Genomic DNA, 16623 nt, shown 5'->3' with positions numbered 1-16623 from the left:
GAAGGCGGATAAGTTCCCGCCTTCGTTGTTTAACATATAAGTTGTTTAAGCTTTATTTGGCCTTGGCGGCGAGTACGGCATTAAAGCGCTCAAAGCCCGCGCTGAGATCGGCAATTAAATCATCGGGATCTTCTAGGCCAATATGCAAACGGATCAACGGCTTGCTTGCATCCCACTGAGTAGCGCTGCGGATTTTTTCAATCCCGAAAATTCCTAGGATCAGACTCTCATAACCGCCCCAAGAAAAGCCCATTTTAAAATGCTGCATATTTTCAACGAGCGCGGTGACTGCTTCTTGATCCCCTTGCTTTAACACGAAGGAGAACAGACCATTGGCGGCGCTAAAGTCTCGTTTAAAGAACTCATGTCCTGGGCAGGTATCAAAGGCTGGGTGACGTAAATGGTCAACCTCGGGGCGCGTTTTCAACCAGTTAGCCACTTTAAGGGCATTTTTCTCATGCTGCGCCATGCGCACGCCTAGGGTGCGTAATCCGCGCGTGGCGAGATACACATCGTCGGGGGAGGTCGTTTGCCCCAATAAATAACTGCGCTCACGCAGCTGTGGCCAGTGCTTTTCGTTGGCGGTCGCGGTGCCTATCATCACATCAGAGTGACCGACGATATATTTGGTCGCGGCTTGAATCGACACATCGACCCCCATCTCGAAGGGCTTGCTATTGATTGGTGAGGCCCAAGTGTTGTCTAGAATAGTCACCAATCCGTGTTCATGGGCGATACGGCAGAGGGTCGGGACGTCCTGCACTTCCATGGTGATGGAGCCGGGAGACTCTAAAAACAGCACCTTAGTATTGGGGCGAATAAGCGCGCGGATGCCTTCACCAATCAGGGGATCGTAATAGGTGGTCTCAATATTAAAGCCCGCCAGAATATGGCTGCAAAGATCGCGGGTTGGCTCGTAAACACTGTCGACCATCAGCAGGTGATCGCCCGCCTGTAAAAACGATAACAAAGCCGCGCTAATCGCCGCCGCACCCGAGGGATACAGCGCCGTGCCTGCGCCACCTTCGAGCTCACTGATCGCCGCCTGAAACGCAAAATGGGTTGGGGTGCCGCGGCGGCCATAAAACATTTCGCCATTGGTCTTGTTTTTGGCTGCGTGACGCATGTCTTCCATGGTGTCGAAGACGATAGTGGATGCGCGAAATACGGGCGGATTAATCACGCCCTTGGTCCATTTTTTATCTCGACCGACGCTGACGATTTGGGTGGCTAGCTGATGTTTATCTGTCATAGGGCTTACCTTGGCGAGTCAGTTTTTATGTTGTTATCCATTGTGATGGCCGTCATCTTAGCATCTGCCCGTGAAAATGGTAGGAGGCACACAGATGAGTTTGCCTCAAGTTGCAGAGGGTGGATTAGCTCAGCGGCAGGGTGACCAGTATATCGACCCCATCGTTTTCGCTGCGGTTGCGGGCCAAAATTTTCCCCTGGTGGAACTCGGTTACGAGCCGCGCAATATACAAACCTAGGCCGAGGTGAGGTTTGTCTTGGGCTTGATTGATCCGCACCGAGACCATGGAATCGAAGATCTGCTCCGACATATCCACTGGCAACTGCGGCCCTAAGTTACTGATAAGCAAAGTAGCTTGTTTGCCAACTTGAGTGAGAGTCACTTCAATCGCACTGCCTTGATGACAAAACTCGATGGCGTTGGCGATAAGTTTGTCCATCAATTGGGCGATGTATTCGGGCACGCCCTGCATCATTAAAGGTTGCTCGGGCACTTTGACGCTAAACTGCTGCTCAGGGTAGGTCATTTGATAGCCTTGCATACAGCCGCTCACCACTTGGGAAAGCGGAAACTTAGCCACATCGGCCTGAGTAAGGCTCTGCTCAAGGCGCGTCGCTTCACTCATATTGTTCAAAATCATGCTTAATCGGCTCACCCCTTCTTGGGCGCGATCGACGTACTTTTGCGTGTCTTTATCTAATGTTTGCAGATTTAAGTGCTCTAACGAGGAGCGCACCACTGCCACCGGCGTGCGTAACTCATGGGACAGGCGCGACGACATATTCTCTAGATAATGGGTGTATTGGCCTAAACGGCCGACAATGCTGGCAAAACTGCGGGATAAGTCGCCAATCTCGTCCCGTGCTTTGGAGGGTTTTAAATGGTTACGCACACGACCTTGGCTGTCGATAGCATTTTCGGCTTCATCACGCAGTTTGCGGATACGATTGGAAATACTCGAGGCGAAGAAAAACAGCGCTAAGGTGCCCATGCTCATAATGGTCAGGATCACGTTAAACAGTTTTTCCAGCGCGCGGTTACGCAGGGTGCGAATACCGTGGGTGGTTTCTTCGGCCACCACGGCGCCCATCACATTGTTATCAATCCAAATGGGGCTGGCTGCCGCAAGCACCACAGCCTTATTGTCTGGCGTCAGTCGCCAGGTCGAACTTTGTTGTCCTGCGAGCGCCTTTTGAATATGGCTGCCGTCGAGTTCGGTCGAGTCCTGCAGAGAATCTATAAAATCCTTAGGTGGTTTAGTGAGGATTTTATAGTAGAGCGGGTGCAGGTAGTCGCGCTGAAAACGTTGCCACATAGAGTTGCTGTTTTCATCATCGAGGGTGCGCGTCCAGACACTGTTGCTATAACGGATATCGCCGGACTTCGCGAGCACACGGCCGTGTTTGTCGACCACCCAAATTCGTGAGCTGTAGTGGCTCATCCCTTTGATAATGTTTTCAATTTCGGGTGATGGCACTAAGACTGTACCCAGTTTATCGACGGTATCTAAGGCGGAGGTGCCGACAACGGCAGTGATATCGCGGTACTTGCTGTCGTTGACATCGGAAATCGCAAATCCGAGTTTACTGCCCACCATATCTAAAGGGATACGCAGTTCGATATTGTAGCCCACATCCGTGGTGGCCCATTGTCCTTGAATCCGGACTTCGGGCGTCACGGGCACGGTTTGCTTAGGGTTGGCGGGCAGCTCGAAGGCACTGATCCAGCCAGGCTGAGTCGTGGCCACGATATAGCGTTTAAATTTATTGTCGGGGGCAAGGGTCGCAATCGACAGGTGATCGTTTCTATCAACGCTTAAGGCATTTTTGCCACGAAACACCACATTGGGATCGACCACCTGAAAAAAGGCATACAGATAACCATCGTACTGACCCACCATATGGGTAAAACTCAAGGTGAGCGGCGTACTGGGATCGGCGCGCATGATGAGATTCGCCTCGCCGTACTGGATAAATCTGTGCTGATATTCCTGCCATTCATTGAGTTTGCCATCGAGCAGGATCGCGCCCGCGAGGGGGTAAGCATAGAGATCGCGACTCTTTTCAACCTGCTTTAAAAAGCTGGCCTGACCGTCGAACAGCTTGGGCCGCTCATGTAAGGCGGTCGCTAAGGCTTGAGTTGTGCCCTCCAAGGTGCGTTCCTGACCGTGGCGCAGGTATTTTTCCATCTCCCACACATATTGGTACCCCAGCCAAGGTAGGCAGAGTAAAAACAGGCTAAGGCCAATAACTTTAGTGCGAAGACCGAAGGGAAAACGTGTCATAGAATGCTGGCTAATCTGCTACTTGGCATGGTTTAGACTAGGCTGTCCCAGCGATAGCCCATGCCGTAAACGGTATCAATACAATCAAATTCGGGCGCGGCGGCCATAAACTTCTTACGGATGCGCTTCACATGGGAGGTGATAGTGCTGTCATCGACAAAAATCTTCGCCTCTTGCATCAGCTCATGACGGCTACGGACATGCCCCGGGTGTTTGGCCAAGGCGTGCACCATCCAAAATTCGGTAACTGTGAGTTCAATCGGGATCTGGTTCCAAGAAACCTGCATCCGATTGGCGTCGATGGTGAGCGGCCCGCGCTCCAGTAAATTTTCCTGCGGCGTTTGACTGGTGGCTAACTCAGAGCGGCGAAACAGCGCGGCTAAGCGAGCGGTCAAATGGGGGAAACTCACTTCTTTGCTCAGGTAATCATCGGCGCCTAAACGCAGGCCGCACACTGTATCAAAATCGCTATCCCGCGCGGTTAAGAAGATGATCGGCAGCGTGTTTGACATGGCGCGCAGGGACTGACACAGCATAAAACCGCCGTCAATTTCATTGCCAAGGCCGATATCGATAATGGCTAAATCCGGCAGACGGGTATTAAACGCCAGCATGGCCGATGGCCTGTCGGCATAGGTTTGCACACTGTAACCGTGTTGCTGCAACACATCCTTGTAATTTTCGCGAATGGCCGCTTCATCTTCAACAATGGCGATACGTTTCATTAGCCATCTTCCTATTGACTGCTAGGGATAAGTTTTCGTGACTATACAGGAATTTATTTCTGAAAAAAGCTCCCAAATGCAATTGCCATTTTGTTGCCACAATTGATAGTCGCATTGCCATTTTCCATCCCCGCTTATGCCATGGCGCTTGTGTTTAATAAGCTCATTCCGTTTTACCCGCCGCGCTAATGACTTAGGCGGGTAAGCGCTGCACAAATCAAAAGGAATGAGATGATGAAAAAGACGCTGATTAATATCTTGGTACTGAGTGTACTCGCCGCGCCCCTCGCCAGCGTATCGGCAAGAGTATCTCTGCAAAATCAGCCCGTGCTCTCAGAGCCACAGACTGAGATGCTTGAGCAAGATGAGGATGATGGCGAAGCGCTGATAGGTCTTGGCGGTGGAGCGTTACTTGGTGCCCTAGTGGGCGGCCCCGTTGGCGCCATTATCGGCGGATTTACCGGCACCTTAATCGGTCAATCTGTATCCGATACTGACACAGTTAAAACCCAGCAACAGCATATTGCCTTGCAGCGCCAACAACTGGCGAGCTTATCGGCCAAACAACAGGCCAGCGAGCAACGCGCCGCCGAATACGCCTTAACCCAAAAGCAACTCGATGAGCTGCTCGCCGAGCAACAACAATTGTTAAGTGAGTTGGCGCTGGGCATGAATGTGCAGTTCCGTACGGGTTCGTCGGAGCTTGAAAGCCATTTTTTGCCCCAATTAGACAATGTCGCCAAGGTGATGAAGCGCTCGAGCGAGTCCAATCTCGAGCTGAAAGGTTATGCCGACCGTCGCGGTGATCTGGCCTACAACCAAGCGCTCTCGGAGCAACGTTTGTTAGAAGTGCGGGGATACTTAATTAAGCAAGGCGTAGCCCCTGAGCGGATCACCACCCAAGCCTTCGGCGCCAGAATGCCACTCAATGATCAGCAAGATAGTGAATCCGATGTGTTCGATCGCCGAGTCACTCTGACCATGCAGCCTAACCAAGGGCTGATGGCGAGCCGCGTGACCGAATAGTTCAACAATATCAATCGTATTCAATCAAGAGCAGGAGCCTTTGTGATGATCACAGGGAAAAGGGTAAAAGAAGTTTGTCAAACACTGGTGATGCTAGTGATAGGCGCCTCCATTTGTTGGGGGCTACCATTTGCGGTGTTAGCCTCACCGAACAGTGTGGGTACCTTATCGGCGCCGCAAAATATTGCCGCGACCTTCGATGAACACACGGCGAGCACATTGCCACCCTTCAGTTTCGACGATATCACCCAAGGGATGTTGGTGTATCAAACCGCCAGCGGCCGTTTAATGCCGTCCTTACCCGTGGACACGCAGGTGTCGATGCAGGTCTCGGGGTTAACCAATAGGGTGAGCGTAAAGCAGGTTTTCAGTAATCGAACCGGATTTGTCCTCAATGGCCGCTATCTGTTTCCTTTACCCAATGAGGCGGCGGTGGACTCACTGCGTTTACGCATTGGTGAGCGGATCATCGAAGGTCAAATTCACCCAAAACAGCAGGCAAAACAGATTTTTGAGCAGGCTAAAGCCGAAGGTAAACGCGCCAGTCTAGTCAGCCAAGAACGGCCCAATATGTTCACGACCGAAGTCGCTAATCTGGCTCCCGACGAGCAGTTGGTGGTCGAAATCAGCTACCAAGAAACTGTTCATTATGAAGATGGTCTCTTTAGCCTACGTTTTCCGCTGGTGGTGGCACCGCGCTATATTCCAGGCCTAACACTCGGTGGGAACAATAGTGAGCGCGTGACCAGCAGCCAAGTCTTCGATGCCGACCGGATTATTGCCCCGATCCGCGATGCCAATAGTGAGGCAGACCCTGTGCTCAAGGCTGATATTAAAGTCAAACTCGGTGAAGGTGTGGACAAATCAGCCGTCGTGAGTCCATATCATCCCATTACAATAGCGGAAAAACAGGGCCAACTGACGGCGGCCTTGGCTAATCGTGTACCCGCCAATCGTGACTTTGTGCTGCAATGGCGTCTTAAGCAGGGCACGAGTCCCGTGGCTTGGGTATTCAACCAAGCGGGCAAAACCCATGCGACGCAGGACGACAATGCAAGTGCGGATACAGGTTCAGCTGGCAATAGTAGCAATACAGATAGCTACAGCTTAGTGATGGTCCTGCCGCCCAAAGTCGAGGCGAGTGAACAACTTAACTTGCCCCGTGAGCTTATTTTAGTGATTGATACTTCGGGGTCGATGGCGGGGGATTCCATCATTCAGGCAAAAAATGCCCTGCGTTATGCGCTGCGCGGTTTAAGGCAACAGGACCGTTTTAACATTATCGAATTTAACTCCGATGTGTCTTTACTATCGCCAACACCACTGCCCGCGACCGCGAGTAATTTGGACAAGGCACGTCAGTTTGTGAATCGTTTACAGGCCGATGGCGGCACCGAAATGGCGCAGGCCTTAAATGCCGCGCTGCCAAGACAGGCGTTTAATACAGCTTCGGGTGAGGATAAGTCGCTAAGACAAGTGATCTTTATGACCGATGGTTCCGTCGGCAATGAGGCGGCGCTATTTGAGTTAATCCGCAATCAAATCGGCGACAACCGTCTTTTCACCGTAGGCATTGGCTCGGCGCCGAACTCGCATTTTATGCAGCGTGCGGCTGAACTTGGGCGCGGCACTTTTACTTACATTGGTGATGTGGATGAGGTGGAACAAAAGATCAGTCAATTGCTGGGCAAAATCCAGTATCCGGTACTCACCGATTTGCAGGTGCGCTTTGACGATGGCTCAGTGCCTGACTACTGGCCAGCACCTATTCCCGATCTTTACCGCGGTGAACCGGTGCTGATTAGCCTAAAGCGTCAACCACGTGAGCCTCAGGAACTCGTGATCTCCGGTCGTCAGGGCCATAAAAACTGGCAACAGTCGTTATCTTTACAAGCCAATGACGCAAGCCATTCCGCAACTGATGTAGCGCAGCCAGCAGCCGGGCTCGATTTACTCTGGGCGCGCAAACAGATTGCGGCGTTAGAGCTGAGTAAAAACGGTGCTAACGATGACAAGGTCAAGCAACAGGTCACGGCGCTGTCGCTGAACTACCACTTAGTCAGCCCCTATACCAGCTTGGTCGCGGTCGATTTAACCCCCATCACCAGTAATGTCATGAGCCGCGATGCGGTGGTGCGTCAGCATTTACCCTTGGGTTGGCAGCCTATGGGGGTTCTACCACAAACATCGACCTCGAGCCGTTTCGACATGCTCTTAGGTGGCGCAGTGTTACTGCTTGCCTTGATGTTAGCGCTGTCGATTCGTCGCCAGCAGCGGCAGCAACGCGCGCTGTCATTAGCGCTGAATACTTGAGTCATGTCTATGAGTATGCGCATGACTCAACAGATACAAATAGGGTTGCTGGTGGGATTGGTATTAATCGGCATCACATTGTTTGGAAAAGGATTCTATATGCAAGCGAAAGCACACTTTGCCCAATATTTGATTGAACAAGCCTGGGCTAAAACTTTAATCGATGGTCAGTCCCATAAACCTTGGTCCTGGGCCGATACTTATCCCGTGGCTAAGCTCTCCATCGAGCAGGCTAAAAGACCGAATCACTTCGATGGTCCGGCATCCAACGACAGCTTATATGTACTGGCGGGCGCATCTGGCCGTAATTTGGCCTTCGGGCCAGCCTTAGTGCTGTCGAGTTCGCCCGCTGGCACGCAAGGCAACACTGTGATTGCAGGGCATAGGGATACGCATTTTGCGATGTTAAATGGCATCAGTGTTGGACGCCGCTTGGTGCTGCAAACCGCGGCGGGCAAGGAGATTGTTTACCAAGTGGTGGCGACCGAAGTGGTGTACGAATCGCAAACTGAGTGGATGGCGCCAAGTGAGGATAATCGTTTAACCTTGATCACTTGCTATCCCTTCGATGCGTTGCAAGGGGGCGCTGAACTGCGTTTTGTGGTGCAGGCTATCCCGGTCGAGCCCGAGCCTACTGCGGTGCAATCCGCTGAAACGATAGTTACTCAGGCGAGGGTTCAAAAGGTGGCCTAGCGAGCAAGGATTTATTAAAGCGTGGTAAATAAAAAGGCAGAACCTGAGTTCTGCCTTTTTGTTCGGGTTAGTTGCTCATCGGCATCACCCGATTTCGACCTAAGCGTTTGGCTTCGTAAAGTAACATATCCGCTCTTTCAATCAGTTGGATCGCCACTTGTTTTTCCTGCCACTGGGCGACGCCGAAGGAGGCGGTGATATTTTCAATGCGTTGGTCTCTGCGTCTATCCTTAAGACTAAGTTTTTCAAGCCCACGGCGCATGGCCTCAGCCAGTTGCCTTGTTATGCGTAGTTGGCTTTTGGGCACCAAAATAGCAAACTCTTCACCACCAAAACGGTACAGTTTACTGCCATCTCGGCAGGCTTCTTGTAGACGCTTCGCAACGGCTTTTAATACTTGGTCACCCAGTTGGTGGCCATAGTTGTCATTAAAGGCTTTAAAGTGATCGATATCGACCAAGATAAGGCAGGTGCCCTCGGGGGCCTGCGCCAACATGCCGGCAATATCGGCATCGAATGCCCGGCGATTTAAACAGCCCGTGAGCGCATCGTAAAGTACATCTTTCTCTGTTTTTTCAAGCTTTTGTTTTAACGCATCAATCTCAGTCTGCGCTTTTTGTAGCTGAGTAGTGAAATACTCAGTGCTCGAGCGAATATTTTCGGATTCCTTCACCAAATTACGCACTAAATCCAGCACTTGCTCAACGCTGAGTGCACCTTCTTCGATGCCATTGAGTTTGGCAAAATTGTCGTTGATACAGGTTTGGAACTCAGTCGCATCGAGATTGGTATCCCGAATCGATTGCGACAGCTCGGTGGACATGGCCTCAAGGTTAAGTCGCATATCGCGCACATCCAACTCAATCGGATCGGCGACATACTGGCGGAATAACAACTCGCTGCTGACCGGCGGGCAAGTGTTGTAGTGGGCGATAACCGTATCGAGCTGGGCGTTTAACGCTGGGTTTTGTTCGCCCACGTAGGTATACCACAGGGCATAATTGATTGGCGTGGTGGGAATTTGATGCTTGAGCATTAAAGGCACCGCTTTTTTAAGATTCAAGGCTGCGGTTTGTAATAAATCTCGTGACATGGATACATCCCAATAAAAATAACTCGATAAACTTGGTATACCACATATGGGTAAACAGTTTTGCTCGTTAAATCCCGTTACAACTAATGCCCAAATGCAGGCTGAATTACCTGCCAAAAGCGTTGGGGGATATGATAGAGTTTATCGCTAAAATTAAATAATGATAATAACTTGGGAGAAAGTCTTGAAAAATTTCATCCTTGCCGGTGCCCTAGGTTCCTTACTGTCACTTCCTGCTATGGCCGCATCTTCCCTCAGTGACAGCATGGATCTCGGCCAGTATCGCACCGACGTCAAAACCTTAGCCAGTGATGCCTTCGGCGGCCGTGCGCCCTTATCTGAAGGCGAGCAACTGACGATTGATTACCTTGAGAAAGCCTTTAAAGAGATGGGGCTTAAGCCGGGGTTTGGCGACAGCTATTTGCAGGCGGTACCGCTGGCGAAAATTACCGCCGATCAAAATATGCAACTCGATATCGGCGGACTTAAGTTTGCTAATGGCAGCGAATTTACCGCCAGAACTCAGAGAATTAGCGATAAAGTCAATTTAAATAATAGCGATGTTGTGTTTGTCGGTTATGGCATTAATGCACCTGAATATGGTTGGAATGACTATCAGGGCCTCGATGTCAAAGGCAAAACCGTGATTGTGTTAGTCAATGACCCAGGTTTTGCAACTCAAGACCCCAAGGTCTTTAAAGGCAATGCCATGACCTACTATGGCCGCTGGACCTACAAATACGAAGAGGCCGCGCGTCAAGGCGCCGAAGCCGTATTTATTGTCCATGAGACGGCACCTGCCGCCTATGGCTGGGGAGTAGTGCAAAACTCCAATACAGGCACTAAATTCACCTTGGTCGATGCCAATAATAATCAAGGGCAGGTGGGCGTGATGGGCTGGGTGCAACATGATGTTGCCAATAAGATTTTTGCCAAGGCGGGCATGGACTTCGATACCTTAAAGCAACAAGCCGCTAAGCCAAACTTTAAGGCCATTCCCTTAAAGCTCAAGGCCAATGTCAGTTTAAACAATACGATTGAACGCGCCGAATCCCACAATGTGGCGGCACTGTTGCCGGGCAAGAGCCGCCCCGATGAAGTGGTGATGATGCACGCCCATTGGGATCATCTAGGTACAGTGATTGAAGATGGCAAGCCAGAGATCATCAATGGCGCCGTGGATAACGCCAGTGGTGTGGCGGGCGTGTTGGCGCTGGCGCGTTACTTTGCCAAACAAGCGCAAACTGCGCCGCTTGAGCGTTCAATTCTGTTTAGTGCCTTTACTGCCGAAGAAACTGGCTTGATTGGGGCACAGCACTTTGCTCAGCATCCAAGTGTACCGACTAAAAACATCGTCGCCTTTTTGAATATCGACGGCATGAATATGAACCAAGGTGTGGATTATATTCTGCGCTATGGTGAGGGCGTGTCTGAGTTAGAAACCTATTTGGATAAGGCCGCGAAGGCGCAGGGGCGTGTCGTGAAGGGCGATCCAAGACCACAAAATGGTTTGATGTTTAGATCGGACCACTTCGCGCTGGCCCAGCAAGGTGTGCCTGGCTTGTTATTTATGAGCCTTGGGGATACGGATCCTGACTATATTGCCCACAAATACCACAAAGGCGCCGACGATTATGATCCTAACTGGACCCTCGAAGGGGTGAAACAGGATTTAGATCTGATGGCCAGCATGCTAACGACCTTAGCGAATGGAAAAGATTGGCCACATTGGCTAGAGGCCTCGGACTTTAAGACCAAGCGTGAGCAAGACGGTCGTAAAAAGTAATCATATAAAACGCAAAAAGGACGCTAAGGCGTCCTTTTTTATGCTTATCAATCAGTTAGAAGGTATAACTGACTGAAAGCATCGGGCCGATAAAACTGTAGTAAATGTTGTAGTCGGCGATTTGGGTATCTTTATTCGGTGATTTTTGGGCGATATCCACATCGACTTTGTAGTAGTTGTAGGCCACGCTCATGCGCCAGTTATCGGTGATATTGGCATCGATGCCGAGTTTGACATCTACCAGCTCACCCTTTACATCATTGAGTTTAATGTAGAAATATTGGGCGTGAGTCGTCAGCTTCCAGCCAGGGATAAATTCATAGTTGGCATAGACGCCAAAATCCGGCAAAGGTGCGGTGACATTTTCATCGACGATGCGGGGAATGGCTTGGCTACCACAGACATTGTTCAGTAGCTCAGAGGCATGACAGACGCCGATAACGCCTTCAAAACCCGTTTTGATAAACATAGTGTGCAAACCGAGGGAGAAGCCCACATCGTAATCGCTACCTTGGATGGCATCGTAACCGTAACCCACGCGCAGAATATCAATATTTAAGGTGGAGTTGAGTCGGCCACCGGCCTTGATATCGTAAATGGTGTCGTTGATTTCAATTTGAAAGGGTTTGGATAAGGCTTGCGTTTCGGCGTCGCGGTGCAGCTGTTTCCAGTCGAGGTAAATATTATGCCGCTCGTTAAAGTGATAATTGACTTCAACAAAGGGTAAAAACTCATTCTCGGCCAGTTGTAGATCGGATTCATAGTCTAAGGTGAAGTTGTTCCCCGTGTTCGGGTTTGTCACCTCCATATTGGTATCAGACTGTGAATAAAATCCCCCTAGCTCAAGGCTCAGTTCGCCCGCCAGCACAGGGCTGCTGCCGAGTAGGGCGATCACTAGGGGTGTTAGACGAGTGGAAATCAACGTTACTCCAGTATTTTTCTTATTATATCCAGCGATAACATCAGACTTTAGTGCCATAAGCTATGGACATTTGGAGTGTAACAGCAAATTTCAAAATGTGAATAAAATGTTTTAAAAATTGCGTTATTTCGTGATTTAAAACAAAAGTAGTACGGCTATTTGGCTTGGTATGGCGAGCTTGTGGCAGGGATCACGGTAATTTGCATCTTGGTGATTTGTGAAGAAAATGTATGGTTCAGCCAAAAAAAGCGGCCCAGTAGAGACTGAGCCGCAGATAAGAGCTTAAGGATATGCAGTGCTAGTTAGTTGCAGATTTGGGCTCAGACGTACTGACGTCTGCCGCGCTGACCTCGGATCCCAGCGCCTGAGCTGGCTGTGGCTCGCTAGCTTTATCGTCCTTGTTAAACATGCCTAAACGGATGCGGATAAAGTGCAGAATTTGCGCCGCAATATCCACGTTTAAGCAGGATTCCAAGCCTTCGAAACCGGGGGATGAGTTGGCTTCACAGATTTTGTAGTGGCCGTTATCGAATAACAAATCGATACCCGCCACATCTAAATCCAGAATATTGGCTGTTTGTGTCGCCAACCATTCGATTTCAGGTGTGATCTCGAAGGGGCGCGCCGAACCTCCCGCGCTAACATTGGCTTTAAAGCTGTCTTCTTGACCACGGCGCTCATAGCAGCCGGCTACGCGTCCACCAATGGTAAATACCCTGAGATCGCGGCCGTGACTGTTAGCGATAAACTCCTGCAGAATGATGTTGGCGTTTTTATTGGTCGCCTCGATTAATTGCATTAAGTCATCAAACTCACGGGCCTTATGGGACAAAAACACGCCGCTACCCTGTGAACCCGAGAGGGTTTTAATCACTACGGGAAAACCTAAATGGCGTTCAACCAGTTCGATATCGACGGGGAACTTCACCAACATGGTTTTGGGTGTGGGCAAGTTCTTCTCGGCCAGTAATTGCTGGGAAAAGAGCTTATCTTTAACTATTTCAATGGCTTTAGAAGGATTTAAGCAGTACACCCCTAAACGTTCTAAATGGCGAATGATCGCCAACGCAAAGTAAGTGGTGCCGGAGCCCATTCTAGGGATGATAAAATCAGGTAATTCAACGGGTTGACCGTTTAACAAAATACTCTTGTTGTCTTCTCTCGTCACGGTGAGATCGAACTCATCCGGAGCATACACTTCTAACTCAATATTGTCGGCCTTGGCAGCCGCCAATAGACGTTCAATTTCATACAATTCAGGTTTTAGCTGAGTCGCGGTTTCTTTATATAAAATCCACCCACGCATTTAATCGCAAACCTTCATTTTCATTCTTTATCCTCGGGTTCAGCTTCATCCTGAACATCATCGTCAATTTCGACATCCACATCGAATGCCGCTTCGGGCTCGGCCTCAGGTTTAGTGGGGGGCAAATGTACTGTGCCAACCACGGCATAAAAGGGTTTACCTAGGGCGAGTTTGCGGTACTTTAACCAGATCTGCTCTAACAAGCTACTGGGAGCGATGTTTCCTTTGATGACTTCGACAAATTGCGCTTCATCGGCAGTGACAGGGAGTGTCTTACCTTCGTCGAGATTTTTCATGGCATGGCCATGTATTTCAAGCAGTTCGGCTTCTTTACTGGTGAAGTCGCCACTGCGCTTAAAACCTTTCGGGAAATTGGCATCGTCATAAAAACGTTTATGGGATACAAAGCTGGCAGCTGAGCCGTTCACCGTCTCAGAACCCTTGTTAGCGTTTGAAAAAGACTGTTCAGACATGGCTGTTACCTTCTAGTTTTTGATATACAAAGATTTGCAACTGGAGTATTGGCTAGTATTATTGATTTATAAATCAAAAAAATTTGCCAATGTTGGTCAAGAATTTTTATGGATACCGATTTACTTAAGACCTTTTTGGAAGTCTCCCGTACCCGTCATTTTGGCAAGGCCGCGGAAAATCTTTACCTTACCCGCAGCGCGGTAAGCTTTCGGGTAAAACAGCTTGAAAGCATTCTTGGCGTCGCCTTATTTGAGCGCCAACGCAACAATATTCAGCCCACTCCGGCGGGGGAACGTATGCTTGGGCATGCTGAAGCGGTATTAACCGCTTGGGAGCGCGCCAAGCAGGATGTTTCCCTCAGTCAGTTACAATCGACTCAACTCGCCATTGGCGCAGGCCCCAATATCTGGGATGCCTATTTGCAAGGGCATTTACAGCATTTGCATGTGGGATTACCTGGTGTAGCTCTGCGGACCGAAGTGTTGCCATTAACTGTGATGACACGGCAATTGATGGATCGCACCCTTGATTTGGCGATTTCCTTCGACCCACCCAAACTGGACCAATTCGAACTGGTGCAATTAGGCCAAATTAATCTTCTGTTGGTGTCCAAGACCATGGATGTGGCGGTGAACGCGGTGCAGGCCGGCCAATATGTCAAAGTGGATTGGGGCACGGCCTTTAATATCCTGCATGCACAGGAATATGCCGCCTTACCCGTGCCGACCTTACATACCAGTTCGGCCCGTATCGCCTTGGATTTTATCTTGAATAACGGTGGCTGCGCGTTTTTACCCGAGCATTTGGTTCAGCCACTGCTGAATCGCGGCGAGCTGCATTTAGTTGCGGGAGCGAGCGCCATTTCGCGCAGTGTGTATGTTGCCTATTGGGCCGAGAATGACCGTTTAGAGCAAATCAAACAGGCAATTGGCTTTTTAGCCGATAAGTCAGCTGATATACGTTAATCTGTAACAGCCGCATATAAAAAACGCCTTTGGGAGATATCTCAAAGGCGTTTTTTAAAGCAGAACAATCAGTTAAGCAGTAACACTTCACTTTGTTAGGTAAATGCGCTCGTTATAGATTGCTAAATCAAGGCATTTAATCAATAGCGTATTAAATAAATAGCGTATTAAATAAATAGCGGTAGCAGCACGACTAACCACGTGATACCGCAGAGCGCTAGACTCATAAATACCGCGGCAGAGGCGATATCCTTTGCTTGACCACTGAGGTGATGGATTTCACTGCCAACACGGTCAACCACGGCTTCAATCGCCGAGTTCAATAACTCAACAATCAACACGATAAACAAGGTTAAGATCAACATCAGTCGTTCCATGGTGCTGATATCGACCAACAGTGCGACGGGCAGCATGACTACGGCCAGCATCAATTCCTGTCTAAAAGCGGCTTCGTGGATCCAAGCGGCTTTTAAGCCCTTCATCGAAAATCCCGTCGCTCTAAAGATGCGTTTAATACCGTGGTTGTTTGCTGGTTTCATAATAATTCCATCGACTTGGGCGATTGTTCGCGAAGCATTTACCCGTTCAAACCGCCTACGACTCGCGTGTTAACATTTGAACGAGCTTAAAAAAGAGGCCGCAGTATAGCCGGATAACTTAAGCGTATAAATAGCTAAACCGACAAATTCGCAGTCCTGCTAGGGTGTTACCGGACTGTGGTCGTATTCGCGGCGAATAAATCTAAAGACTAAGCTTGAAGCTCAATACCGCTTTAATAAAGAGGCAAAGGAATGACTCTTACAACTCGCTTACCTTTTTTAACATTTGCATTTGTGTTGCGTGTCGCTGTTTTCTTCGGTCTTTACTGCGGAATTTGTGGCTTATTCATGGCTGTGAGTGATGCCAATCCCCAAGCACCGAATATTCAATTAGCGACAGAGTTTTCAAAGGAGAAGAGTGCCCACATCCGTGATTTTCTTGTCAGCGAAAAACTCGATGGTGTGCGCGGTTATTGGGATGGCAAACGCTTAATGACTCGTCAGGGCAATCCCATCTTAGCGCCTCGTTGGTTTACTGCGGATTTTCCGCCCACCCCGATGGACGGTGAATTATGGCTCGGGCGAGGGCGGTTTGAGGCCATATCAGGGCTGATTCGCCAAGCGTCAGCGAATGAGAGCGAGTGGCAGAATGTGCGTTTTATGGTGTTTGATTTACCCAAGGCGCAAGGGAGTTTTGCAGCGCGGTATCAGCAGATGCATACTTTGATTGCAGGTAAATCGGTTTACCTGCAAGTGATTGAGCAAGTGAGCGTAGAGAGTGTCGAGGCGCTGTATCAGAAATTAGACACCTTAGTGGCTCAAGGTGGTGAAGGCTTAATCCTGCATCGACGCACGGCGTTATATACGCCGGGTCGTAATCCTAACGTGATGAAGTTAAAGCCCTATTTAGATGCTGAGGCCAGAGTGATTGGCCATATAGCGGGTAAAGGACAGTTTGCCGGGCAACTGGGCGCATTGAGAGTGCAAACAGCTGATGGCCGTGTTTTTAGTATTGGCACGGGTTTTAGCTTGGCCGAGCGTCAGCATCCGCCCGCGATTGGCACACTTATCACTTACAAATATCTTGGATTAACCGTCAATGGCTTACCGCGCTTTGCGAGCTTCTTGCGGATAAGAAGTGACATGCCGCCAGAGAATAAAGAATAGGTTGCGAAATTGTTGAATTTTGATAAAGATCGAATGCTTAACAACAGTTTTGCCGAGTATCGTATTGATTATTAATGG

The 16623-nt window shown here is 49.6% G+C and carries 14 protein-coding genes; 6 read left to right on the top strand and 8 right to left on the bottom strand.

What is annotated here, in order from left to right:
• Positions 1–52: 52 nt before the first annotated feature.
• The 3 genes from K0H60_RS11850 to pdsR form a co-directional block, all read right to left on the bottom strand.
• Complete coding sequence (locus K0H60_RS11850; protein ID WP_220055843.1) at positions 53–1252, bottom strand: cystathionine beta-lyase; 1200 nt, start codon at positions 1250–1252, stop codon at positions 53–55.
• 124 nt (positions 1253–1376) lie between these two features.
• The gene (gene pdsS / locus K0H60_RS11845; protein ID WP_220055842.1) at positions 1377–3536 is read right to left on the bottom strand and encodes a proteobacterial dedicated sortase system histidine kinase; all 2160 of its coding nucleotides are present in this window, start codon (positions 3534–3536) and stop codon (positions 1377–1379) included.
• A 32-nt stretch (positions 3537–3568) separates the two neighbouring features.
• Positions 3569–4261 carry a proteobacterial dedicated sortase system response regulator gene (gene pdsR / locus K0H60_RS11840; RefSeq protein ID WP_220055841.1) on the bottom strand — a complete coding sequence of 231 codons (693 nt, stop codon included), beginning with the start codon at positions 4259–4261 and terminating at the stop codon, positions 3569–3571.
• A 231-nt stretch (positions 4262–4492) separates the two neighbouring features.
• Between pdsR and pdsO the strand changes: the two genes are divergently transcribed.
• The 3 genes from pdsO to K0H60_RS11825 are packed head-to-tail and all read left to right on the top strand — an operon-like array spanning position 4493 to position 8293.
• On the top strand, positions 4493–5287 hold the full coding sequence (gene pdsO, locus K0H60_RS11835) for a sortase-associated OmpA-like protein PdsO (RefSeq protein ID WP_220055840.1): 795 nt from the start codon (positions 4493–4495) through the stop codon (positions 5285–5287).
• A gap of 45 nt (positions 5288–5332) precedes the next feature.
• Positions 5333–7600: a marine proteobacterial sortase target protein gene (locus K0H60_RS11830; protein ID WP_220055839.1), complete on the top strand. Its 2268-nt coding sequence runs from the start codon at positions 5333–5335 to the stop codon at positions 7598–7600.
• 3 nt (positions 7601–7603) lie between these two features.
• Positions 7604–8293: a class GN sortase gene (locus tag K0H60_RS11825; protein ID WP_434086659.1), complete on the top strand. Its 690-nt coding sequence runs from the start codon at positions 7604–7606 to the stop codon at positions 8291–8293.
• Between the two features lie 67 nt (positions 8294–8360).
• Here K0H60_RS11825 and K0H60_RS11820 read toward each other — a convergent pair whose 3' ends face one another.
• Positions 8361–9386 (bottom strand): diguanylate cyclase domain-containing protein, encoded by a 1026-nt coding sequence (locus K0H60_RS11820; RefSeq protein WP_220055837.1) that lies wholly within the window; start codon positions 9384–9386, stop codon positions 8361–8363.
• Between the two features lie 160 nt (positions 9387–9546).
• Between K0H60_RS11820 and K0H60_RS11815 the strand changes: the two genes are divergently transcribed.
• Positions 9547–11172 (top strand): M28 family metallopeptidase, encoded by a 1626-nt coding sequence (locus tag K0H60_RS11815; RefSeq protein ID WP_220055836.1) that lies wholly within the window; start codon positions 9547–9549, stop codon positions 11170–11172.
• A gap of 55 nt (positions 11173–11227) precedes the next feature.
• Here K0H60_RS11815 and K0H60_RS11810 read toward each other — a convergent pair whose 3' ends face one another.
• From K0H60_RS11810 to K0H60_RS11800, 3 genes are all read right to left on the bottom strand, one after another.
• On the bottom strand, positions 11228–12091 hold the full coding sequence (locus K0H60_RS11810; RefSeq protein ID WP_088211452.1) for a DUF481 domain-containing protein: 864 nt from the start codon (positions 12089–12091) through the stop codon (positions 11228–11230).
• Between the two features lie 301 nt (positions 12092–12392).
• Positions 12393–13400 (bottom strand): ATP-grasp domain-containing protein, encoded by a 1008-nt coding sequence (locus K0H60_RS11805; protein WP_220055835.1) that lies wholly within the window; start codon positions 13398–13400, stop codon positions 12393–12395.
• Positions 13401–13420: 20 nt separating this feature from the next.
• Positions 13421–13873 (bottom strand): MaoP family protein, encoded by a 453-nt coding sequence (locus K0H60_RS11800; RefSeq protein WP_011717333.1) that lies wholly within the window; start codon positions 13871–13873, stop codon positions 13421–13423.
• 108 nt (positions 13874–13981) lie between these two features.
• Here K0H60_RS11800 and hdfR point away from each other — a divergent pair, with 108 nt between their 5' ends.
• Positions 13982–14839 carry an HTH-type transcriptional regulator HdfR gene (hdfR, locus tag K0H60_RS11795; protein ID WP_220055834.1) on the top strand — a complete coding sequence of 286 codons (858 nt, stop codon included), beginning with the start codon at positions 13982–13984 and terminating at the stop codon, positions 14837–14839.
• 167 nt (positions 14840–15006) lie between these two features.
• On the opposite strand, the gene K0H60_RS11790 is transcribed toward hdfR, so the two are convergent.
• Positions 15007–15378 carry a diacylglycerol kinase gene (locus K0H60_RS11790; protein WP_011717331.1) on the bottom strand — a complete coding sequence of 124 codons (372 nt, stop codon included), beginning with the start codon at positions 15376–15378 and terminating at the stop codon, positions 15007–15009.
• A gap of 252 nt (positions 15379–15630) precedes the next feature.
• Here K0H60_RS11790 and K0H60_RS11785 point away from each other — a divergent pair, with 252 nt between their 5' ends.
• Positions 15631–16545, top strand: coding sequence for a DNA ligase (locus K0H60_RS11785; protein ID WP_220055833.1), 915 nt, complete (start codon positions 15631–15633; stop codon positions 16543–16545).
• Positions 16546–16623 lie beyond the last annotated feature (78 nt).

Source organism: Shewanella mangrovisoli (genome assembly GCF_019457635.1).
Taxonomy (GTDB): domain Bacteria; phylum Pseudomonadota; class Gammaproteobacteria; order Enterobacterales; family Shewanellaceae; genus Shewanella; species Shewanella mangrovisoli.
Note: the sequence above shows the minus strand (reverse complement) of the source record. Positions and strands in the feature narration are given on the sequence as shown.